Origin of the sequence: Chryseobacterium aahli (assembly GCF_022699665.1) — a bacterium.
Lineage (GTDB): Bacteria > Bacteroidota > Bacteroidia > Flavobacteriales > Weeksellaceae > Chryseobacterium > Chryseobacterium aahli.
On the sequence record NZ_JALDNB010000002.1, the window covers coordinates 768,494 to 790,022 of the forward strand.

Annotated in this window: 27 protein-coding genes; 12 read left to right on the forward strand and 15 right to left on the reverse strand. The window is 33.8% G+C overall.

Translation table 11 applies throughout. From position 1 onward, the window contains the following. Positions 1 to 98: 98 nt before the first annotated feature. Entirely contained in the window at positions 99 to 341 is a 243-nt protein-coding gene (gene yidD, locus MQX03_RS05650) for a membrane protein insertion efficiency factor YidD (RefSeq protein WP_185145176.1), read from the forward strand. Between the two features lie 452 nt (positions 342 to 793). Next, a complete protein-coding gene (lgt, locus tag MQX03_RS20450) occupies positions 794 to 1,639 on the forward strand; it encodes a prolipoprotein diacylglyceryl transferase (protein ID WP_317224556.1) in 846 nt (281 codons plus the stop codon). A gap of 26 nt (positions 1,640 to 1,665) precedes the next feature. Here lgt and MQX03_RS05660 read toward each other — a convergent pair whose 3' ends face one another. Further along, entirely contained in the window at positions 1,666 to 3,180 is a 1,515-nt protein-coding gene (locus MQX03_RS05660) for an NAD(P)H-hydrate dehydratase (RefSeq protein WP_242802027.1), read from the reverse strand. A gap of 136 nt (positions 3,181 to 3,316) precedes the next feature. Here MQX03_RS05660 and mscL point away from each other — a divergent pair, with 136 nt between their 5' ends. Next, positions 3,317 to 3,706 (forward strand): large conductance mechanosensitive channel protein MscL, encoded by a 390-nt coding sequence (gene mscL, locus MQX03_RS05665; RefSeq protein ID WP_229984538.1) that lies wholly within the window; start codon positions 3,317 to 3,319, stop codon positions 3,704 to 3,706. Between the two features lie 56 nt (positions 3,707 to 3,762). On the opposite strand, the gene MQX03_RS05670 is transcribed toward mscL, so the two are convergent. Together MQX03_RS05670 and MQX03_RS05675 are read right to left on the reverse strand one after the other, a co-directional pair. Next, positions 3,763 to 4,722 carry a D-2-hydroxyacid dehydrogenase gene (locus MQX03_RS05670; RefSeq protein WP_242802028.1) on the reverse strand — a complete coding sequence of 320 codons (960 nt, stop codon included), beginning with the start codon at positions 4,720 to 4,722 and terminating at the stop codon, positions 3,763 to 3,765. Between the two features lie 95 nt (positions 4,723 to 4,817). Further along, on the reverse strand, positions 4,818 to 5,219 hold the full coding sequence (locus MQX03_RS05675; RefSeq protein WP_129534104.1) for an LNS2 domain-containing protein: 402 nt from the start codon (positions 5,217 to 5,219) through the stop codon (positions 4,818 to 4,820). A gap of 239 nt (positions 5,220 to 5,458) precedes the next feature. On the opposite strand from MQX03_RS05675, the gene idi reads away from it, so the two are divergent. Genes idi through gcvT form a run of 3 tightly spaced genes read left to right on the forward strand, consistent with a single transcriptional unit; the run spans position 5,459 to position 7,589 of the window. Further along, positions 5,459 to 5,968, forward strand: coding sequence for an isopentenyl-diphosphate Delta-isomerase (gene idi, locus MQX03_RS05680; RefSeq protein ID WP_242802029.1), 510 nt, complete (start codon positions 5,459 to 5,461; stop codon positions 5,966 to 5,968). 9 nt (positions 5,969 to 5,977) lie between these two features. Next, on the forward strand, positions 5,978 to 6,454 hold the full coding sequence (locus MQX03_RS05685; RefSeq protein ID WP_242802030.1) for a hypothetical protein: 477 nt from the start codon (positions 5,978 to 5,980) through the stop codon (positions 6,452 to 6,454). Between the two features lie 58 nt (positions 6,455 to 6,512). Beyond that, on the forward strand, positions 6,513 to 7,589 hold the full coding sequence (gene gcvT, locus MQX03_RS05690; protein ID WP_242802031.1) for a glycine cleavage system aminomethyltransferase GcvT: 1,077 nt from the start codon (positions 6,513 to 6,515) through the stop codon (positions 7,587 to 7,589). Between the two features lie 100 nt (positions 7,590 to 7,689). On the opposite strand, the gene MQX03_RS05695 is transcribed toward gcvT, so the two are convergent. Continuing rightward, positions 7,690 to 8,046 carry an arsenate reductase family protein gene (locus MQX03_RS05695; RefSeq protein ID WP_129534108.1) on the reverse strand — a complete coding sequence of 119 codons (357 nt, stop codon included), beginning with the start codon at positions 8,044 to 8,046 and terminating at the stop codon, positions 7,690 to 7,692. Between the two features lie 139 nt (positions 8,047 to 8,185). Here MQX03_RS05695 and MQX03_RS05700 point away from each other — a divergent pair, with 139 nt between their 5' ends. Together MQX03_RS05700 and MQX03_RS05705 are read left to right on the forward strand one after the other, a co-directional pair. Further along, positions 8,186 to 8,653 (forward strand): acyl-CoA thioesterase, encoded by a 468-nt coding sequence (locus MQX03_RS05700; protein WP_047442845.1) that lies wholly within the window; start codon positions 8,186 to 8,188, stop codon positions 8,651 to 8,653. A 9-nt stretch (positions 8,654 to 8,662) separates the two neighbouring features. Then, entirely contained in the window at positions 8,663 to 9,538 is an 876-nt protein-coding gene (locus tag MQX03_RS05705; RefSeq protein ID WP_242802032.1) for a sugar phosphate isomerase/epimerase family protein, read from the forward strand. A gap of 55 nt (positions 9,539 to 9,593) precedes the next feature. On the opposite strand, the gene MQX03_RS05710 is transcribed toward MQX03_RS05705, so the two are convergent. The 9 genes from MQX03_RS05710 to MQX03_RS05750 all read right to left on the reverse strand — a co-directional run bounded on the left by MQX03_RS05710 (position 9,594) and on the right by MQX03_RS05750 (position 15,093). Continuing rightward, the gene (locus MQX03_RS05710; protein ID WP_242802033.1) at positions 9,594 to 9,779 is read right to left on the reverse strand and encodes a hypothetical protein; all 186 of its coding nucleotides are present in this window, start codon (positions 9,777 to 9,779) and stop codon (positions 9,594 to 9,596) included. A 36-nt stretch (positions 9,780 to 9,815) separates the two neighbouring features. Next, positions 9,816 to 10,019 carry a hypothetical protein gene (locus tag MQX03_RS05715; protein WP_242802034.1) on the reverse strand — a complete coding sequence of 68 codons (204 nt, stop codon included), beginning with the start codon at positions 10,017 to 10,019 and terminating at the stop codon, positions 9,816 to 9,818. A gap of 42 nt (positions 10,020 to 10,061) precedes the next feature. Further along, positions 10,062 to 10,265 (reverse strand): hypothetical protein, encoded by a 204-nt coding sequence (locus MQX03_RS05720; RefSeq protein ID WP_129534113.1) that lies wholly within the window; start codon positions 10,263 to 10,265, stop codon positions 10,062 to 10,064. 225 nt (positions 10,266 to 10,490) lie between these two features. Further along, entirely contained in the window at positions 10,491 to 12,062 is a 1,572-nt protein-coding gene (rny, locus tag MQX03_RS05725; protein ID WP_129534114.1) for a ribonuclease Y, read from the reverse strand. A gap of 219 nt (positions 12,063 to 12,281) precedes the next feature. After that, a complete protein-coding gene (locus MQX03_RS05730; protein WP_242802035.1) occupies positions 12,282 to 12,569 on the reverse strand; it encodes a cell division protein ZapA in 288 nt (95 codons plus the stop codon). Continuing rightward, entirely contained in the window at positions 12,569 to 12,871 is a 303-nt protein-coding gene (locus tag MQX03_RS05735; protein WP_059123884.1) for a hypothetical protein, read from the reverse strand. Before MQX03_RS05735 ends, MQX03_RS05730 begins: the two co-directional genes overlap by 1 nt. A 138-nt stretch (positions 12,872 to 13,009) precedes the next feature. After that, positions 13,010 to 13,792 (reverse strand): type IX secretion/gliding motility protein PorT/SprT, encoded by a 783-nt coding sequence (gene porT / locus MQX03_RS05740; protein WP_129534117.1) that lies wholly within the window; start codon positions 13,790 to 13,792, stop codon positions 13,010 to 13,012. Between the two features lie 3 nt (positions 13,793 to 13,795). Further along, positions 13,796 to 14,527 (reverse strand): bifunctional demethylmenaquinone methyltransferase/2-methoxy-6-polyprenyl-1,4-benzoquinol methylase UbiE, encoded by a 732-nt coding sequence (gene ubiE / locus MQX03_RS05745; RefSeq protein WP_242802036.1) that lies wholly within the window; start codon positions 14,525 to 14,527, stop codon positions 13,796 to 13,798. Next, entirely contained in the window at positions 14,524 to 15,093 is a 570-nt protein-coding gene (locus MQX03_RS05750) for a hypothetical protein (protein WP_242802037.1), read from the reverse strand. Before MQX03_RS05750 ends, ubiE begins: the two co-directional genes overlap by 4 nt. A gap of 100 nt (positions 15,094 to 15,193) precedes the next feature. On the opposite strand from MQX03_RS05750, the gene MQX03_RS05755 reads away from it, so the two are divergent. The 3 genes from MQX03_RS05755 (at position 15,194) to MQX03_RS05765 (ending at position 17,857) form a co-directional block, all read left to right on the forward strand. Beyond that, positions 15,194 to 16,261, forward strand: a complete 1,068-nt coding sequence (locus MQX03_RS05755; protein ID WP_242802038.1) for a 3-oxoacyl-ACP synthase III family protein — start codon at positions 15,194 to 15,196, stop codon at positions 16,259 to 16,261. A 72-nt stretch (positions 16,262 to 16,333) separates the two neighbouring features. Beyond that, positions 16,334 to 17,539 (forward strand): metallophosphoesterase, encoded by a 1,206-nt coding sequence (locus tag MQX03_RS05760; protein ID WP_242802039.1) that lies wholly within the window; start codon positions 16,334 to 16,336, stop codon positions 17,537 to 17,539. 27 nt (positions 17,540 to 17,566) lie between these two features. Beyond that, on the forward strand, positions 17,567 to 17,857 hold the full coding sequence (locus MQX03_RS05765) for a hypothetical protein (protein WP_242802040.1): 291 nt from the start codon (positions 17,567 to 17,569) through the stop codon (positions 17,855 to 17,857). A gap of 12 nt (positions 17,858 to 17,869) precedes the next feature. Here the strand turns inward: MQX03_RS05765 and MQX03_RS05770 are convergent, their stop codons facing one another. Beyond that, on the reverse strand, positions 17,870 to 18,622 hold the full coding sequence (locus MQX03_RS05770) for a polysaccharide deacetylase family protein (RefSeq protein WP_242802041.1): 753 nt from the start codon (positions 18,620 to 18,622) through the stop codon (positions 17,870 to 17,872). Between the two features lie 86 nt (positions 18,623 to 18,708). After that, positions 18,709 to 19,671, reverse strand: a complete 963-nt coding sequence (locus MQX03_RS05775; protein WP_242802042.1) for an NAD-dependent epimerase/dehydratase family protein — start codon at positions 19,669 to 19,671, stop codon at positions 18,709 to 18,711. A 90-nt stretch (positions 19,672 to 19,761) separates the two neighbouring features. Here MQX03_RS05775 and ggt point away from each other — a divergent pair, with 90 nt between their 5' ends. Continuing rightward, a complete protein-coding gene (gene ggt, locus MQX03_RS05780) occupies positions 19,762 to 21,447 on the forward strand; it encodes a gamma-glutamyltransferase (RefSeq protein WP_242802043.1) in 1,686 nt (561 codons plus the stop codon). Positions 21,448 to 21,529: the final 82 nt, after the last annotated feature.

The window sequence follows — 21,529 nt, forward strand, 5'->3', positions numbered from 1 at the left end:
AAACACATTGATTTATCCGACAAACAACCATTCATCACTCCGAAACTTCTAACAAATTTAAACTAATTTTCAATTTTTTAGCCTATTTTTGCATTGTTTTGAAACTTACATTCAATAAAATCATTACATCGCCTTTGGTAATTTTAATCAGATTTTACCAATGGTTTATCTCGCCTTTGCTTCCCAAAAACTGCCGATACGAGCCAACCTGTTCGCACTACATGGTTAAATCGCTGCAAGTACATGGTATATTTAAAGGGTTTTGGTTAGGATTAAAAAGAATTGCTAAGTGTCATCCCTGGGGTGGAAGCGGCTATGATCCCGTACCTCCAAAAAAATAATATTTTTGAATAAACGACCTATTAAAAAAATAAAAATGAGTAATATTTTTTTCAGAATTTACCTTTTTGCATTTGCATTGATTACCCAGTGTTTTTTTGCACAAAATAATTCCTTGTCTGAGGGAACTTTAAAAGTAAATTCTACTGACGTTCCGGTGAAAATTTTCGCAACTTCAGAACTTGTAGAACTTGATTCTTTTGCCAATTTAAATAACATACAGAATACTTTGGTTATTTTAAATAAATCAAATGTAGAAGTTTCACATTACGTCAACAGCTCTATTATTTTAGGGAAATTTAAAGCAAACAATTATCAGTTTTTTGACAAAGATTTTAGATTGGTTGAGAACATTAAAATAACTGAAGATAATATTGAAGCTCTTAAATATGCTGCAAAAATTCCAAATCAAATCAAATCTTCTGATACAGTAGAGCTTGAAACTCCTTTTAAAATCTGGGATCCTTCTACAGGAATTCATTTAGGTCCGGTTACTTTACACTTTTACAGTTTGATGTTCATCTTCGCTTTTGGAATCGGGTATTTCCTGATGACAAAAATGTATTCTATTGACGGAGTTGATACAAAATATGTAGAACCATTTTTTACATGGACATTAATAGGAACGATCTTGGGAGCAAGATTAGGTCACGTTATTTTTTACCAACCTGAATTATTCAAAGAAGATTTTTGGAGTGTATTTTTACCAATCAGCACAAAAAATGGTTTAAAATTCACCGGATTTGCTGGATTAGCAAGTCACGGAGCAACACTTGCTGTGATTGCAACAACATTATATTATTCTTATAAAATCGTGAAAAAAAATCCGCTTTGGGTTTTTGACAGATTAGGAATTGTAGTGGCCATCGGAGGTGCATTTGTAAGAATGGGTAACTTTTTTAATTCTGAAATCATTGGTAAACCTGTTGACCCGAACTCACCATTTGCATTATTATTTCCACAACAAAGCAGCGAGTACGGATTAACGGTAACACGTTATCCTACTCAATTATTTGAAGCGGTGGGTTATGTAACTTTATTTGTGATTCTTTGGGTTTTATACAGAAAAACAGACAAAAAATATCAGCAGGGATGGTTATTCGGATTGTTCTTTTTCCTTCTTTGGGCCATCAGATTCTTTGTAGAATTCCTGAAAATGCCTCAGGGAGATGAAGTAATTTCTTTTGCAGGTTTGAATACCGGACAGATTCTTTCAATCCCTTTTATGATTGCTGGGTTAGTAATTATGTTTTATTCTAAATACAATAAAACTCTTCCCGAAACAGAAAAAACGGTTTAAGAAAAATTAAAAATATCATTAAAAAGTCACAACACTGTTGTGGCTTTTTTGTTGAGTTCCAAAAATACATTTCCAAGTTCATCAATAACATCAGTCGGTAGCATGGCTTCTTTTGAGAATTTCTGAGAAGCAAAATCTGCAGCCTTTCCGTGAAGCCAAACTCCTAAAATACACACATTTTTGGGAGAGTAATTTTGAGCTAAAAGTGAAGTGATAATCCCCGTCAAAACATCTCCGCTGCCGCCTTTTGCCAAACCTGAGTTTCCGGTGATATTATAATAAACCTTTCCTTCCGGAGTGATAATCTGAGTGTGATGATCTTTCAACACAATATAAATCTGTAATTCTTGTGCTTTAGTTCTTCCCAATTCCAGTCGCTCAAATGAATTTTTAGTTGAACCAAACAATCGCTCAAATTCTTTAGGATGCGGAGTAATAATCGAGTTTTTTTGAATTAAATTGATACTGTCTTTATTTTTAGCAATACTATTTAAAGCATCCGCATCTAGTAGCAATGGTGTTGAACTTTGTTCTAAAAATTTCAACAATGCTTTTTCCGTTAAAGAATCTGTTCCTAAACCCGGACCTATTCCATAGACAGTATTATCCTGAATTTCAATTTCTTCTATCAATTTTTCGCCACCAGAAATAAACATTGCTTCCGGGCAAGTCATCTGAAGTATTTCGTATCCACAATTGGGAGCCAGCACAAAAGTTAATCCAGATCCTGTTTTCAAAGCTGATTTCGTAGCTAAAATTGCAGCACCTATTTTACCGTAACTTCCTGCAACGATAACCGATTTGCCATAAGTTCCTTTGTGTGCAAAATCATTTCTTGGTTGAAAAATTTTGTAAACAATTGTTTCATCAATCACAAAATAATCTGTTGCAGCTTTTTCTATAAATTCTTCACTTAAATCAATATCTAAAATCAAAACTTTACCCGCAAACTTTCCGGTTTCAGGATGTAAAAAACTGCGTTTCCAAAACTGAAAACTTAAAGTATAATCAGCTTTAAAAACAGTTTGATTTTCTTCTAAAATTTTATCAGAAAACAATCCTGAAGGAACATCAACAGAAATTTTAATTTGATTAAGTTTATTCAGTGTATCGATTAATTTAACATAGATTCCATCTAATTTTCTCGATAATCCTGTTCCGAAAAGTGCATCAATAATCACAGTCTGACTAAACTGAATGGTGTTGATTTCTTTAAAATTATCAATTGAAATTCCAGAAAATTCTTTTAATCTTTTATAATTAATTTCAGCATTCCCTGAGAATTTTTCATTTGACTGATCAATAAAAACATGTACATCAAAACCTTTCAGATACAATAATCTGGCAATAGCAAAACCGTCTCCGCCGTTATTCCCATTTCCACAAAAAACCGCAAATTTCGTATGCTTTTTACAATTTTCAACAATCCAATTTACGCAAGCGGAAGAAGCTCTTTCCATTAATAAAATTGAAGAAATAGGTTCGTTTTTTATGGTAAACTCATCCGCTAATCTGATGTTTTCTGCTGTTAAAATTTTCATTGAAGCCTATTTTTATTAAAATTAATGATTATAAATTAAAAATAATCCAATTATCATCGTAAAAACTAACCGAAATTTGCATGATTAAAGTTTTTAAATGATAATTTTGTGTTAAACATTTAAAAAAATATAAATTATGGGATTTGTTAAGGATTTTAAAGATTTTGCTTTTAAAGGCAATGTTGTCGATCTTGCTGTCGGTGTCATCATCGGTGCAGCTTTCAGTGCAATTGTAAAATCATTTGTTGATGATATTATTACACCTCTATTGTTGAATCCGGCATTGGAAAAAGCAAATGTAAAAAATATTGCAGAACTTTCATGGAACGGAGTGAAATACGGAAATTTCTTGTCTTCGGTAATCAGTTTCATCATTGTAGCATTTGTTTTATTTATGCTCATCAAAGGAATTGCGAGTTTAAGCAAGAAAGAAGACACCGTTGTGGAAGCTCCTGCAGGACCAACTGAAGATCAAAAATTACTAATGGAAATCAGAGATTTGTTGAAAACTAAGAACAATATATAAAATAAGAACGCCGCAAAAATTTGCGGCGTTTCTTATTTATTCTTAAAAATTCAAAATTAATGAATCTGTAAAATGCTTGAAATCTGCTCTGCTAAAGAAAGACTAATTCTATCCTGAGCTTCCAAAGTTGAAGCACCTGTATGAGGAGTTAAAGAGATTTTTGAATGATTTAAAATCGCTTTTGAAGGAGTAGGCTCGTTGATGAAAACATCAAGACCTGCAAACTTCACTTTTCCTGAATCTAAAGCTTCTATTAAAGCAACTTCATCGATCACACCGCCTCTTGAGCAGTTTACGATTGCCACGCCGTCTTTCATGATGTCAAATTCATTCTTACCAATCATGAAACCTTCTTTCTGAGCCGGAACATGAAGCGTAATAAAATCTGAATGCTTTAAAACTTCCTGTAAAGGTTCAGTTTCTATATCAACGTTAATAAACTGATTGTTATAGAAAGTTACTTTTATACTCGCTTTACCGATCATGTTATCAGCAGCAATCACACGCATACCAAGACCTAAAGCGATTTTTGCCACTTCCTGACCGATTCTTCCCATCCCAACGATTCCGATGGTTTTTCCTTTCAATTCGATCCCTGCAGCATACGCTTTTTTAAGTGAAGCAAATTCTGTATCACCTACCAGAGGCATTTTTCTGTTTGAATCCTGCAAAAATCTTGCTCCTGAAAACAAATGTGCAAACACTAATTCAGCAACAGATTCTGAAGAAGCCGAAGGAGTATTGATGACGTGAATTCCTTTTCCTCTTGCATAATCTACATCAATATTATCCATTCCCACTCCACCTCTACCGATGATCTCGATCGATGGGCAATTGTCAATCAATTCTTTTCTTACCTGCGTTGCGCTTCTTACCAAAATTGTACGGATTTTGTGCTCATTAATATAATCCATCAAAAGCTCCTGCGGAACTTTTGTAGTGATTACTTCAAAACCTTTTTCCGTTAATGCATCAATCCCCGATTGATCTAAGCCATCGTTTGCTAAAACTTTCATATTCCTTTATATATTAAAAATGAAAGATTTAAAAATTAAAAAATGGAAGTCGTTTAAAACTTTATTTATTCAATTTTTAAATCTTCAATTAGATTTTAATCTTTAAAAACTTCAATGGTTACTTGTTTCTCAACCAAATCAGTGAATTTACCTTTATATCTTGTAGCTCTTACCAAGTGATTGTCGATCCAGTGGTAGTTTCCACCTCTTGGTTTTCCGCACAATACACTGTGATATTTGAATCCGTGTTTGTCTAACCAATCAATGGTAATCTGCTTTAAATTTTCAGTTCTTGATGTGAAAAAACAGATTTGGTGACCTTCGTCGTACCATTTGTTTACCGTTTCCAATGCATCAGGATAAGGAAGACAAGTAACCATTCTTTCCGGTTCTTCATTAGGAACGTCATCTGTAACTGTTCCGTCAATATCAATTAAATAATTCTTAACTCCGTCCTTCAGAATCGGACTGATATGCTCAATATAATCTAGCTCCATCGTTCAAATTTTTAAAGCGCAAAGTTACACATTATTGATCAAAGACTTACATTAATCTTAGTTTATGTTAAAATTTTAACAATAAAAATCTTTATAAATAAGTAAAAACAAGTATTCTATTGCATTTTTCACAAAATTAGCGTGTTATTTTTATTTTAAAAAAAGCCAATATTTCATAAATATTAAAAATTTCACTCAAATATTTTACGTAATCATGATTAAAACTTAAATTTGTAGGAATGGAAGAATACGTAGTTTTAGTAAATCCTGAAGATACAGTGTTAGGTTTGATGGAAAAACAGCAGGCTCATATCAATGGTTTGCTACACCGTGCATTTTCTGTTTTTTTATTTAATGATCAAGGTGAAATGCTCTTGCAGAAGCGTGCGGCAGAGAAATATCATTCTCCTAACCAATGGACGAATGCTGTTTGTTCTCATCCCCGAGATGGCGAATCTTATCTTGAAGGAGCCAAACGCAGACTAAAAGAAGAATTGGGAATAGAAACTGAACTTTCAGAAAAATTTAACTTCATCTATAAAGCAGACGTTGGCAGCGGACTTTGGGAGCATGAGCTCGATTATGTTTTTACAGGAACTTACAATGCAGACTTTAATTTAAATAAAAATGAAGTTGAGGAAGTTCGATACATTTCCATGAAAGATCTGGATCAAGAAATTTCAGAATATCCTGAACAATTTACAGAATGGTTTAAAATTATTTTAGAAGAATACAAACACAATTTTTAAGCACCTATAATGAAAAGAATAGTATTTCTTTTTGCTCTCGTTATTTCTTTAGGTCTGTTTGGTCAGAAATCAGATACTAAAGTTTTTGAAAGCGAAAATTACTCATTGACCATGCCAGATACATGGAAAGCAACCAACGATGAAGGCATTGTTAACATTTTTCCGACCAACCAGATTGGTGCAATAACCATTTCTGAATATCATGATTTAGAACTTCCCAAAGCCGAAACCAAGAAATTCATTCTTGCTCTTTACAATTCTTCGGATGACGAGAAAAAAATTAAGACCGGCAGTGGTAAAAGAGGTTACACAGAGTATTTTTACGAATATTTTGACGAAAAAGAAAATCTTTTCTGGATCACTAAAGTGTTTCAAAAAAGCAAAGAAATCTATATTGTCAGCATCAACTGCCAAAAAAAATACTGGAATGGAAATTATATGAAAGTTTTTAACGAGACTTTTGACAGTTTTAAAATAAAAAAATAGAATCTTATTGTAAGATTTTCACTTTTCAAATTAAGAATATTTATAAATAAAAATAAACATGAAGAAAACAGCCTTGTACGATAAACACGTTTCTTTGGGAGCGAAAATAGTACCTTTTGCAGGATTTGATATGCCTGTACAATATTCCGGAGTGACGGAAGAGCACTTTGCAGTAAGAGAAAAAGCGGGATTATTTGACGTATCTCACATGGGACAGTTTTTCATTGAAGGTGCAGGCTCGAAAGATCTTTTGCAGTTTGTAACAACCAATAACGTTGATGCTCTTGAGAACGGAAAAGCTCAATACTCTTGTCTTCCGAACGAAGATGGCGGAATTGTAGATGACCTTATCGTTTACAAAATGGAAGACGACAAATATTTTGTAGTTGTCAACGCTTCAAACATTGAAAAAGACTGGAATCACATTTCAAAATACAATACTTTCGGTGCAAAAATGACGAATGCTTCAGATGAAATGTCTCTTTTGGCAGTTCAGGGACCGAAAGCGACTGAAATTCTTCAGAAGATAACTGAAACTAATTTATCAGAAATTCCTTATTACCATTTTACAATCGGTTCAATAGCCGGAGTAAGTGATGTAATTATTTCAAATACTGGTTACACAGGAAGCGGTGGTTTTGAAATTTATTTTAAAAATGACAATGCAGTACAACTTTGGGATGCAATCATTGAAGCTGGAGAAAACGAAGGAATTATTCCTTGCGGATTGGCTGCCAGAGATACTTTAAGATTAGAAAAAGGTTTCTGTTTGTACGGAATGGACATTGATGATACAACTTCTCCTATCGAAGCTGGGTTAGGCTGGATCACAAAATTTGATAAAGATTTTGTGTCTAAAGATATTTTTGCAAAACAAAAAGAAGAAGGAGTTACCAAAAAATTAGTAGGTTTTGAATTAACTGATAAAGGTGTTCCAAGACATGATTATCCTGTGGTAGACGCAGAAGGAAACGTGATTGGAAGAGTAACTTCCGGAACGCAATCTCCAATGAAGAAAATCGGTTTGGGAATCGCTTATGTTGATAAGCCTCATTTCAAATTGGGAGCTGAAATTTTTATCCAGGTTAGAAATAAAAATATTCCTGCGAAAGTTGTTAAAATGCCTTTCGTTTAGCATATTACTATTTGCAGCTGGTTTTTGGCTAGTCTGCTTTTACATACAAAAAACCACAGATTGCTCTGTGGTTTTTTTACTTTTTTTGACAGAAAAATTTTTAATTATTTCCGTTGAAATGAGCTCTTAAATTCTCAATATTCTTCTTGTCGTTTCCTATGAAAATCTCCGTATCAGTAAGGAAAACCGGACGTTTCAAGAACGTGTAATGATCTAACAACAACTCTTTGAAATCGTCTTCACCCATTGTTTTCAAATCAAGTTCTCTCAATTTGATCTGGGTTGATTTTTTACTGAACAAATCCTCGTAAGAATTTGTGATTTTATGCATGGCTTCCACTTCTTCTTGTGTGATAGGCTCTTTCTTTATTTCGCGCATCTCCCAGTCTCTCAGATCAAATTTTGCTAAAATTTTTCTGCATGTGTCGCAACTATTAAGATAAAATACTTTCTTCATCTATATATTAATTAATTATTTTTTAAAATTTCTCTCCAAATTGGATATTATTACAAGATACCACTTTAATATGGAAAAACAGCTATTTAATTTCACTTTGTGATAATTAATGAATATCTTTATTAAAATTTAAATAAAAATGGATAATAAGCCTGTGACTTTTCAGTTTATTTCGGAGCCTTCAGATGTCAATTATGGGGGAAATGTACATGGTGGAAGCGTTATGAAATGGATTGACCAGGCAGGATACGCCTGCGCAACAACTTGGAGCGGAAATTATTCTGTAACAGTCTATGTAGGCGGAATTCGTTTTTATGAGCCAATAAAAATCGGAGAAATCGTAAAAGTTGAGGCTCAAGTCATCTATACCGGCTCATCGAGTATGCATATTTCGATCAATGTCTTCTCAAGAAACCTTAAACAACCGATTTTTGATAAAAAAACACACTGCATTATCGTTTTTGTAGCCGTTGATGAAAACGGTAAAAAATTACCCGTTCCTAAATGGATTCCGGAAACCAATGAAGAAAAACAGCAGGAAATGTATGCCAAACGTCTGATGGAGCTCAGAACGCAAATTGAAGATGAAATGAAACCTTTTCTTTAACAGAAAATTATGCAGAGAATTGATTTTTTGAAACTGTCATCTTTAGGTTTTTTGGGATTATATTCTTGCGGAATCTCAAAATCTATGAACACAAACCAACGTTTAGCTTTACAAATTTATACCATTCGGGACGCTGTCTCTCAAAATCTGGAAAAAGCCTTCGAGAAAATCGCTTCTTTAGGTTATAAAGATGTAGAAATCTATGGATATGATGGAACTTTTTTTGGCAAAAACAGAAATGAATTTCAATCTATTTTAAATAGCACAGGTTTAAAAGTCATCAGTTCGCATCATCGTACCGGAATCACCGATAAAGATGAAGGGACACTTTTAAAAAACTGGGAAAATACGCTAGATGATCTAAATTATATCGGCGCAAAATACGCCGTTTGCTCTTATCTTCCCGAAGCCGAAAGAAGTCTTGAAAATTACCGAAAACTTCTGGAAGTTTTGGAAAATGCTGGTAAAATTTCAAAGCAAAACGGAATCCAACTTGCGTATCACAATCACGATTTTGAATTTTTAAAAATGGATGATCAAAAGAATTTCTATGACTTCATTTTAGAAAATACTTCGCCGGATTTGGTTAAAATGGAACTTGATTTATATTGGATTGCAAAAGCAGGATTTGATCCGCTAACTTATTTTGAAAAATATCCTGGAAGATTTCCATTGTGGCATGTGAAAGATATGCAGAAAGAAACAGAAAATTTCGCAGAAATCGGAAATGGGACTATTGATTTTAAAAGAATTTTTGAAGCCAGAGAAAAAGCTGGTTTAGAATATTGGTTTGTTGAGCAGGATTCGAGTGAGAGAGATATTTTTGAGAGTATTTCGATGAGTAAAAAATACATTGAAAGCCATTCTTTCTTCTTCAATAAATAAATGCAAAAGTCTTCCAAATAATGGAAGACTTTCTATTTTTAAATATTTTTTAATATTAACAAGTAATTACTTGCGGGCATCCTATATATTGACTGCAATATTTAGGTCCGGTCACTGCTCCGGTGCAGCTGCAACCACAAAGTGATAAATCTGGAGTTCCGATTTTACCGACACCTCCTACGATATCTTTCAGATCAGCACTTTTCAATTTCTTAGCGTTATTCAAAAATTTCTTTGACATAATTCTGTGATTTTACTTTTTTGGAGAAAGTTTAAATTATATAGCAACAGCATCATCACAAGTATACACTTGTGGACAAGCTATATAAGATGAACAATAGAAAGGCCCCGTTACAGCACCAGAACAGCTACATCCACAAAGAGACAAATCTGGTTTACCAATTTTACCGACACCACCTACGATATCTTTTAGATCAGCACTTTTTAATTTCTTAGCGTTTTTTAAAATTTCGTTTAACATAATGATTTGGGTTTTAAGTTAAAAAATATAAAAATCTTTAATTTATACGGCAAAATCATCACAAGTATATACTTGTAGACAGCCAATATAAGTTGGGCAGTACTTAGGTCCCGTGACAGCACCTGAACAACTGCATCCGCAAAGCGATAAATCTGGAGTCGCATTATCTACACTTACACCTCCAACGATGTCTTTCAGGTCAGCACTTTTTAATTTCTTAGCGTTTTTTAGAATTTCATTTAACATAATAATTTGGTTTTAAGTTGAAGTTCAAATTTAATAATTAAAACAACTACTTTGTAAATTATTTTATATTATTTATAACATTTAATATAAACTCTTAGTATTTAAGTCTAAAAAACTAATATTTAATCTGCTTTTAATAAATACAACTCGATATTTTAAACCTGATTTCAAAAAAATCCCTTCAAATTTCTTTGAAAGGATTCTTTATTTTATTTTAAACCTGAATTATCTTGCGATATTAACAGCTCTTGTTTCTCTGATTACCGTAACTCTTACTTGTCCTGGATACGTCAATTCGTTCTGAATTTTCTCTGAGATGTCGTAAGAAAGTTGTGAAGCGATTTCGTCATTTACTTTTCCGCTTTCTACCATTACTCTTAGTTCTCTACCCGCCTGAATTGCGTAAGCACTTGAAACTCCTTCAAAGCTTAAAGCCGCAGCTTCAAGATCTTTCAATCTTTGGATATAAGATTCTAAAACCTGACGTCTTGCTCCCGGTCTTGCTCCTGAAATTGCATCGGCAACCTGAATAATCGGAGATAATAATGAAGTCATTTCCACTTCGTCGTGGTGAGCACCAATTGCATTGATTACTTCAGGATTTTCACCGTATTTCTCTGCCCATTGCATTCCTAATAAGGCGTGAGGAAGTTCAGATTCCTGCTCAGGAACTTTACCTATATCGTGTAAAAGACCTGCTCTTTTAGCCATTTTTACATTTAACCCTAATTCTGCAGCCATTGTCGCAGCAATGTTTGCTACTTCTCTTGAGTGCTGAAGAAGGTTTTGTCCGTAAGACGAACGGTATTTCATTCTACCAACGATTTTTACCAATTCCGGGTGTAAACCGTGGATTCCAAGATCGATGATGGTTCTTTTCCCCACTTCAATAATCTCTTCTTCGATCATTTTTTTGGTTTTCTCTACCACCTCTTCAATTCTTGCAGGGTGAATTCTACCGTCTGTTACCAATCTGTGAAGGGATAATCTTGCGATCTCTCTTCTTACCGGATCAAAACATGAAAGAAGAATAGCTTCCGGAGTATCATCAACGATGATTTCTACACCTGTCATCGCCTCTAAAGCACGGATATTTCTACCTTCTCTACCGATAATTCTACCTTTTACTTCGTCAGATTCGATGTTAAAAACAGATACTGAGTTTTCAATCGCCTGTTCTGTTCCGATTCTCTGAATGGTTTGGATAACGATTTTTCTCGCTTCACTTTTCGCATTCAACTGAGCTTCTTCCATGATGCTCTGAACATGCGCCTGAGCTCTAGTTTTCGCTTCAGCTTTCATGGTTTCTACCAATTCAGATTTAGCTTCTTCTGCGGTATAGTTTGAAATTTTCTCAAGCATTTCAACTTTCTTAGAAGTTGCTGAGTCTAATTCTTGTTGTTTTCTCTCTAAAACTTCGGTTTTCTTAGCGTAGTCAGCAATTTGTCTATCTAAATCTTTTTCAAGTTTACCTGCTTTGCTAAGTTCGTCGTTCAGTTTGTTTTCTTTGTCTTTAACTCTTTTTTCGCCCTCCTGCATTTTTCTTTCACGAGACTGAATGTCTGCATCGTGCTGAGATTTCAGTTCAAGAAACTTTTCTTTTGCCTGAAGATTTTTTTCTTTCTTTATGGATTCGGCTTGTACGTTAGCTTTTTCTATAAGGTTTTCGGCATTTTTTGTTGCATCGTCTATAATAAATTTGCCTTTAGCATTAAGAGAGCTTTTAGAAAATACCATTCCTAAAACAGCACCTATTACCAAACAAATAACGCCTATAATAATAGCGGTTGTTGTCATATATATATTGAGTTTTAATTGTCTAAATTTAAAAATAAAAAAACCTACAATAATCCAGTGATTTAGAGTAAACTCCTGATCTCCACGATTTGATCTGATTCCTTCTCTCTGTAATCTGCGTAATGCAGCACGCCATTGAAAAGACTTTCGAACATTAATTGTTTAGTGTTGAGTTTACCTTAATGTGTTAGAATTACTGTAGGCAGTTTTTTCGGAAATTTACTTTCCGACTTCATTCAACGTCTGATTAATTTTTGCTAATCTTTCGTTGATTGAATTTATATTTTTTTCGTAGTTCAGATTTACAACTTCTGCATTGGTTCCTAATTTTAGGGCACACATTGCCAAAGCATCTTGTTTATCTCTCACATCGAAATTCTGTTCAAAATCTTTAATCATATTTTCAATCTGCTTCCCCACTTTGCGCAAAGTTTCTTCCTCTGCCGCGGGTACATTCAGCGGATATACTCTTCCTGCAATGTTGATGGTTATTCTCCTTACCTCCATTATAGTCCACTGTTTTGAAGCTGCGCAATACAAAAGTCTACTTCTTTTACCAACCTGTTGATATGGTTTTTCATGAGTCTGTTGTGTTCAGGATTTCCTGATATTGCTGAATACAATTTTATATTTTTCTGTTCTTCTGCTAATACCTGATTTTTCTTTCTTTCCTCATCATATTTCTTCTTCAAGTCTTCATGCTCTTTATTCAACTCTGATAACTTTTCAGAAAGATTTTGATGACTTTTATGAAGATTCAAAATCTTTTTTTCCAATTCTGAAAAATTGTTTTCTAATTCTTGAAGCATTTCAGGTTTCTAAATATTCTAACTAAAAGCAAAAATATGAAAATAAAAAGACTAACAAAAATAAATGTCTCTATATTTTGACTAAAAACAAAAAGGAGATGCCAAAGCACCTCCTTTCTATATTAATTTTTTATTATATTATTCAAATTTCAATACAAACATAATCGCTCTTGTCTGTAAAGTAGATACTGCTGCAGACCAATAAGGTGGAGTTGTAGCGTTATCAGCAACCATTTCGTTGTTCATAAAGAACGTTCCTCTTACAGCTGGAGTCAATTTAAATTTATTGAAATAAAACTGAATTCCCATCTCTGCAGACCATGCAAAATTATGCGTTGTAGATCTGAACACCTGCTGCTGGTTATCGTCTTCTGAATCAGAATTCGACTGTAAATTAACGATATAATTCACACCCGCCGCAACGTAAGGTCTTGAGTTGTACCATCTTTCACCATGAAATTCAAGCATAACAGGAATATCTACCAAAGTAGACTTAACCTCTCTTACTTTATCTTTTTCAGTTAATAAAATCGGAGTAAATGCAGGATTCGTTAAACTTCCATTTTGATAAATGTCATTTCCCTGCGTATTGAAAGTCAATTGTCTCTGAGCAAACTGTAAACCCGGCTCTAATCTTACATCTAAGTAATCATGCACTCTAAATTTCGCAATCAAACCTGCTCCAAAGCTAGTACTAGATTTAGAACTTACAAGGTTCTGGTTATCAGCCATACCATATCTAGGGTTATGCACGATACGGTAATCAAGAATATTGCCATTCAGATAAAACCCCCAACTGAACTTTTGCTGGTCAAAATCTTCCAGCTTGTCCATCCTGTTACGAGTTCTAAATTGAGCGTCTGCAAATGTTGCAATACTAACTGAGGCTAAAACCAGAGCTTTTAATAGAAATTTATTCATAGGTTATTTTGTTGCTTTATAAATTGTGGCTATACCTAAACTTAATTTTTTATATTCTACTTTTTTAAATCCTGTATCTAAAAGTATTTGTCTCATTTTCTCCCCAAACGGGAAAGCATTTACAGAATCCGGCAGATAAGTATACGCCCTATTGTCTTTAGAAACCAATCTCCCGATCGCCGGTAATATATTTTTGAAATAAAACATATAAAATGGTCCTAAAAAACCCTCTACTTTTGAAAACTCAAGAATGTACACGCTCTTGTTTTCTTTCACTACTCTTCTCAGCTCTGCCAAACCTTTTGTAAGGTTTTCAAAGTTCCTTACTCCAAATGCAACGGAAGCAGCATCAAATCTATTGTCCTCGAAAGGTAAATTTTCTGCATCGCCTTTTTGCATAGAAATTTTGCCGTCTAATTTAAGTTTTTTTATTTTAATAACGCCAACATTTAACATTTGTTGCGATAAATCTAAACCAACTACTTTTGCGTCAGTTCCTTTTTCCACAGCAATTGCTAAATCTCCTGTTCCTGTAGCCACATCAAGAACTTCTTGAGGAGCATCTTCTTTCATCATTTTTACCAGCTTATTTCTCCACAAAACATCTATTTTCATAGATAATGCATGGTTCAGTAAGTCGTATTTCGGCGCTATATTGTCGAACATATCCTCTACCTGGCTTTTTTTCGTTGCCTCAGAGTTGTAGGGAGTTACTTTGTTGATATCGTTTGTCAAAACTTGTAATATTCTTTATAATAATTAAGGTAATCTTGTTTTCTGAAGATCTTTGAACGTGATTCTACTTTATCAATATTCTTTATAAGCTGATCATATTCTTCGTCTACATTGTAGTAGAAGTCATCCGTATAAAGCTTGTTGAAGTGTTTTGCACCTCCAAAATATGGTTTTCCATCAATGATGGTTTTATCCAACGCCAAAAGTAATGAATCTTTTTTAAGATTGTACCCATAATATTGATCATTAACATAATAATCCTTATGCGCAATGTTGATTAAGCCCCTTACTTTATTCACTTCAAATGCAGAATCGTAAAGCAACTTCTTATTTTGATTAAAAACTTTAATAGAATTTTTTCCCTTTTTAAGGTCAACTTTTACAAACTGACCTCCAGAAATCACTCCTTCAGAACCATTATTAATTTTATAGTAATAGGTATCTGGCGTAGGGTTATCTACAAGGTAATAATTTTTTTTGGCTAAGAAAAAGAAGTACACTCCAAAAGCAAGTATAAATACCACTGATGCTATAAGTAACCCTTTTAACGACGGATTGTTTTTCATAGATTGTAAAGCACAATTTTTGCAAATTTAATAATAATTTTAATTCTTTCTTATTAATATTAATTATTAACTTTGCATCTTTATAAAATCATTAAAACGAATGCCGAATACGATCATTATTGGTTCTGGATCTTACATTCCTAACAGAGTTATTGGTAGAGATTATTTTCTAAATTCTGAGTTCTATACCGATGAAGGCGAAAAAATAGACAAGCCGACAGAAGAAATTATCTCAAAATTTGTAGAAATTACAGAAATTGAAAACAGAAGATATATAGGCGAAGACACGTCAAACTCAAAAATTGGTTACGAAGCTGCAAAAATCGCTCTTGAAGACGCAAAAGTTGATGGTGAAGATTTAGATTACATCATCTACGCAAGTAATTTTGGTGAAGTAGGAACCAATGGCGCTGCGAACTTTATGCCGAATATGGCAGGACGAGTGAAGAATCATTTAGGCATCAAAAACAGAAAATGTATCACTTATGATATGATTTTTGGATGTCCGGGTTGGGTTGAAGCAATGATTTTAGCAGACCACTTTATCAAAGCCGGAGTTGCCAAAACGATACTTGTGGTAGGTTCTGAAACCTTAAGCAGAGTAACTGATCCTTACGACAGAAATAAAATGATTTTTGCTGACGGTGCAGGTGCAGTTGTTGTAAAAGCAACTGACGAAGAAAATGTAGGTATTATTTCTCATAATACCATTTGTGACAACGGTCCTGAGCTTGAATATTTAAGAAACGGAGCATCCATCAACAAAGATTTTGACGACCAAAAACTGTATATCAGAATGATGGGTAGAAAAATCTACGAATATGCGCTTAAAAACGTCCCTGTTGCTATCAAAGAAACCATCGACAATGCAGGATTATCTATTGATGATATCGACAAAATTCTAATCCACCAGGCCAATGCTAAGATGGATTATGCAATGATCGACAGACTTCACAAATTGTACGAAGTAAAAGATTACGACCACGCAATTTCGCCAATGACGATTCAGGAGTTTGGAAATTCTTCTGTAGCAACCATTCCTACCATGTTTGATTTAATAATTAAAGGAAAAATGGATGGTCATACGTTTAAAGAAAAAGGGAACATTGTAATGACTTCGGTAGGTGCCGGAATGAATATCAATGCGATCGTTTATAAATTTCCTTAAGACTTAATAAATTTTTAAAAATATAAAAAAAGCACAAAGGAATTTTCTTTTGTGCTTTTTTAAAACTTAGTTATGCAAAGAAATTTTTTATTTATAGCTGCCATCTTCTTGTTTCTTGAAGTCTATATCTATCAAGCAATAAGAACTTTAACAGATAATTCATGGATCAAAATAGGCTACTGCGTCTTGTCTTTGGCTATCTACGGATTCTTTGCTTACGAGGTTTCGCATTTTCAAAGGTCAGACAGAAGTACAATGAGAGCACAAATCATGATTTCATTGTTTTTGATCTTTATTTTACCTAAAATATTCATCGTATTATTTTTATTGATTGATGATATTTTCAGAACTGGTGGATATTTAGTTGGCTTAACAAGACCAACAGAAAATTTCTTCCCAGAAAGAAGGAAATTTCTAAGCATTATGGGACTTGGTTTAGGAGGAGTACTTTCGGCTTTATTTATCGACGGAATTACTTTCGGTAAATACAGACATACCGTAAGAAAAGTAAAAGTTAAAATTAAAAACCTTCCTCTAAGTTTTAAAGGATATAAAATTATTCAGATTTCAGACGTTCACAGCGGAAGTTTTTCAGACCCGAGCAAACTGGAGCACGCTATTGAATTGATCAACAAACAAAACGCAGATTTGGTTTTATTTACCGGAGATATGGTCAACAATGTTTCTGAAGAATTCAAACCTTTTATTCCTCTTTTTTCTAAAATTAAAGCGAAAGACGGCAAGTTTGCAGTGTTAGGAAATCATGATTACGGTGATTATGTAACTTGGGATTCTCCTAATGCAAAAAAAGTGAATCTTGATCAATTGATTGAATATGAAAGACAGGCAGGTTTTGAAATGCTAATGAATGAAAACCGTGCAATCGACAGAAACGGAGAAAAACTTTATATTTTAGGCGTTGAAAACTGGGGATTGAAACCATTTCCGCAATTCGGAAAAATCGACAAAGCATTAGAAAACGTTCCGCAAAATGCTGCAAAAATATTAATGAGCCATGACCCTACTCATTTTGATTATGTGGTTAAAAAACATCCTGCAGATATCAGTTTAACACTTTCAGGTCATACTCACGGAATGCAGTTTGGATTGGATTTAAAAAACATCAAATGGTCGCCTGTACAATACCGTTATCCGAAATGGGCAGACTTATATGAAAGTGAAGGAAAAATGCTTTATGTCAACCGTGGTTTCGGAGTTTTAGGATATCCTGGGAGAGTCGGAGTATTGCCTGAAATTACATTATTGGAACTTTCTTAGCTTAAAATCTTTAAATCATACCGCTACATGGAAGTAATTGATTTTGAATCTAAATCCTGGTTTTTTCTAAGTAATGACAAAGATTATTATATTGATGTAAACTGCAGTTTTTCATTTGTTGGCTTCAATATGCTAATTCAATTAAACACTTCGGAATTGAATGAGTATCAAAATCTTGGGAGAGATTATTTAAATTCTTTGGTGAAAAACATTCAACAATACGCGCTTTCCAATTATAATGACAGAAATATAAAAGGAGATGTTGAAAGATTAGCGAATGAAGCTATTATTAAATTCTTAGAAGAAAGCTACAAATAATATTGTAGGCAATTAAAAAATATAATCCTTCATTCTCGACGTCGCCAATTCTTTTTCATTAATCCAGGTCAGGAAATCTTCCAGCTTGTCTTCCATTTTTTTTCCGCAGTTGTAGCTTCTGTAAAACGGAACTTTAAACTGATATCTTTTCACATCTGTGAATTGCCAAGAGTCAAGGTAAACCAATACAAACTCGTCATTTTTCAGCGTTTCAAAAACCATATTCTGATAATATTTCATCGGTAAAGTCTGAAATACAAAATCATTATATGGAAGCTGACTGTAAGGAGAAATACTTTCCGGAACGATACTGATTCCGTTCTCTTCAGTAATCTCAGAGTCTCTCTTCAGACGCTTAAAAGGAAACAGAATATCGGCGTTATCAATATTTGAAATATAGCTGAATCCCATTAATTTCAAATCAGATTCTGCAATTTTAAATTCTTTTTGCCGAATACCTTTGATTTGTTTTTCTAAAAAATATTCAGCGAACTTTTTAGCTTCTTCTATTTGCGAAGTAGAAGAGTTTTTATTGTAAAAAGCAATTTCGTGCCCTTGAGCAGAAATTGCTTTTATTAAATTTTTAAGTTTTTCAACAAGAGAAATCTCTATAAAAAAGCTTGCTTTTATTTCATGGATATCTAAAATTCTAAGAACCGATTTAGTATTCGCTTCAGTGATTGCCAACCTTTCATCATTGGAAATCTGAACTTCTTTTTTAGTTTCAGATTCAATATTTATCAAATTAAAGGTCAGTAAAATCATTTAAACTTAAATTTACATAAAATTTATAAAACACTATCAATCAATAGTTAAAATACAATTTAATTAAAGTAAAACTTTAATTAAATTTATTTAGACAATTTGACCTTTAGATTTTTAATCATGTCTTTAGACATTTCAGAAATTCCGAAATCGTAAGAAAGATTCCAATCTTTTTTGGCGATAGAATCATCAATCGACGATGGCCAAGAATCTGCAATTGCTTGTCTGAAATCCGGTTTATAATCAATTTCAAATTCAGGAATTTCCTTCTTAATTTCAGCAGCCAGTTCTTTTGGAGTGAAAGACATTCCGCCCAAATTATATGATGAACGAACAGTTAAACTTTCTTTCGGAGCTTCCATTAATTTCAAAGTTGCGTTGATTGCATCATCCATATACAACATTGGCATTGCTGTATCTTCGGAAATAAAACTTGTATATTTCCCCTCTTCTACTGCTTCGTAAAAAATCTCAACAGCGTAATCAGTAGTCCCACCACCTGCGGGAGTTTTCCAAGAAATCAATCCAGGATATCTGATACTTCTTACGTCTACTCCATATTTATCAAAATAATATTCACACCATTTTTCACCTGCCATTTTTGAAATTCCATACACTGTAGTCGGATTCAAAACAACATCCTGAGCAACATCATTTTTAGGAATTCCTTTTCCGAAAACAGCGATTGAGCTAGGCCAGAAAATCTTTTGAAGCAAACCTTCTTTTGCCATTTCACAAAAATGAAGAAGCGGCTCAAGATTCAGTTTCCATGCAAAAATAGGCTGTTTTTCAGACGTTCCAGATAGAAGTGACGCCAAGTGATAAACGGTTGTAATTTCATAATCTTTAATTACTTGTTTTACCAATTGCGTGTTGGTCACATCCATTCTTTCGTAATGACCGGCAGAAGTAAGCCCTTTTTGATATCTGTCTAGGCCTGAAGCCACCACATTATCTGCTCCGTGAATTTCTACAAGTCTGTTGGTAAGCTCGGTCCCGATTTGGCCCAAAGCTCCTGTAATCAATATTTTTTCCGTGAAGGACTCCATTTTTATTTATTATTAGATGAGTAAAAGCAAAAATAAAGATTTTGAGTACTATAAGAAAACAAAATTGTAAATTCGGTTATAATATTTATCATGAAAAAAATTTTATTAATCTTATTCATTGTCTCTCAATCAGTTTCGGCGCAGTTTACAGACATTAGCATAGTAAAAGAAGTAAAAGTCAAAAACAAAGGTGTTGTGGTCTCTGCGCATCCTCTGGCGAGTGAAGCCGGTGCAAAAATCATGAGAATGGGCGGAAATGCCTACGATGCGATTGTAGCGACACAATATGCTTTGGCTGTTGTTTATCCACAGGCTGGAAACATCGGCGGTGGTGGATTTTTGGTTGGAGTAAAAAATAACGGAGAAAAATTCACTCTCGATTATCGTGAAACAGCTCCCAAAAAGGCTTCTCATAATATGTATTTAGATAAAAAAGGAAATGCCAATACAGATTTATCCCAAAATGGCAGATTGGCAGTAGGTGTTCCCGGAAGTGTTGCCGGATTTTTTGCTACTTTAAAACACTGCAAACTTCCGATGGAAAAACTGATTCAGCCTGCAATTGATTTAGCGGATAGAGGATTTGCCATTACTGATAGGGAAGCCAATTTATTAAATTCAAATAGAGAATATTTTCAAAAAAATAATCCGTCAACCACAGTTTTTTTTAAAAATAATCTCTGGAAATCAGGAGATTTACTCATTCAAAAAGAATTGTCAGAGACTTTAAAATTGATTCAGAAATTAGGCTTAAAGGGTTTTTACGAAGGAAAAACTGCTGAACTTTTGGTTGCCGAAATGAAAAAAGGAAACGGAATTATCACCTTGGAAGATTTAAAAAACTACAAAGTAGCAGAAAGAAAAGCATTGGAATTTGATTATAAAGGAAATCAGATTATATCGATGCCATTACCCTCAAGCGGTGGAATTTTGTTAGCCCAAATGCTGAAAATGTCAGGTTATGAAAATTTAGAAAAATACCAGCACAACTCTAAAGAAGCAGTTCAAGTTATGGCTGAAGCCGAAAGAAGAGCTTTTGCAGACCGCGCAGAATATATGGGCGATCCGGATTTCATTAAGGATCAAACTTCATATTTAATTTCAGATGAATATTTGACGAATCGCTGGAAAAGTTTCAGTTTTAACAAGGCAACACCAAGTTCGGAGGTCGGAAAAATCATCAAACAGCCAAAAGAATCTACAGAAACCACTCATATTTCAGTGATTGATAAAGATGGTAATGCAGCAGCAGTTACCACCACTTTAAACGGTTTGTACGGAAGTAAAGTAGTCGTTTCGGGAGCCGGATTTTTTCTAAACAACGAAATGGATGATTTCTCAGTAAAACCCGGAGTTCCGAATATGTTTGGAGCCGTTGGCGGTGAAGCCAATTCTATTCAACCAAATAAAAGGATGCTGTCATCAATGACTCCGACAATTGTATTGAAAAACGGAAAACCGTACATGGTTGTTGGAACTCCCGGCGGAACAACGATTCCTACTTCTGTTTACCAATCGATTGTAAATGTAATTGATTTTAAATTGAATGTAAATATGTCTGTCAATTCTCCTAAGTTTCATCATCAATGGCTTCCGGAAACTGTTGCTTTTGAGAAAAACTTTCCTGAAACTACGATTATGGATTTAGAAAAACTAGGCTACAAAGCAGAAAGAGTCAATCAATTAGGAAGAACAGAAATAATTTTGATTGATGATAACGGAACAATCAATGCCGTGGCTGACGGACGTGGAGATGATTCTGTTGCGGTGGAATAATTTCGAATAATATTTAACCCTCAACATTAGCTAACAACAAACTTTTCTCAAAAGCATAAATCTTAATAGTTATTTTCTTACT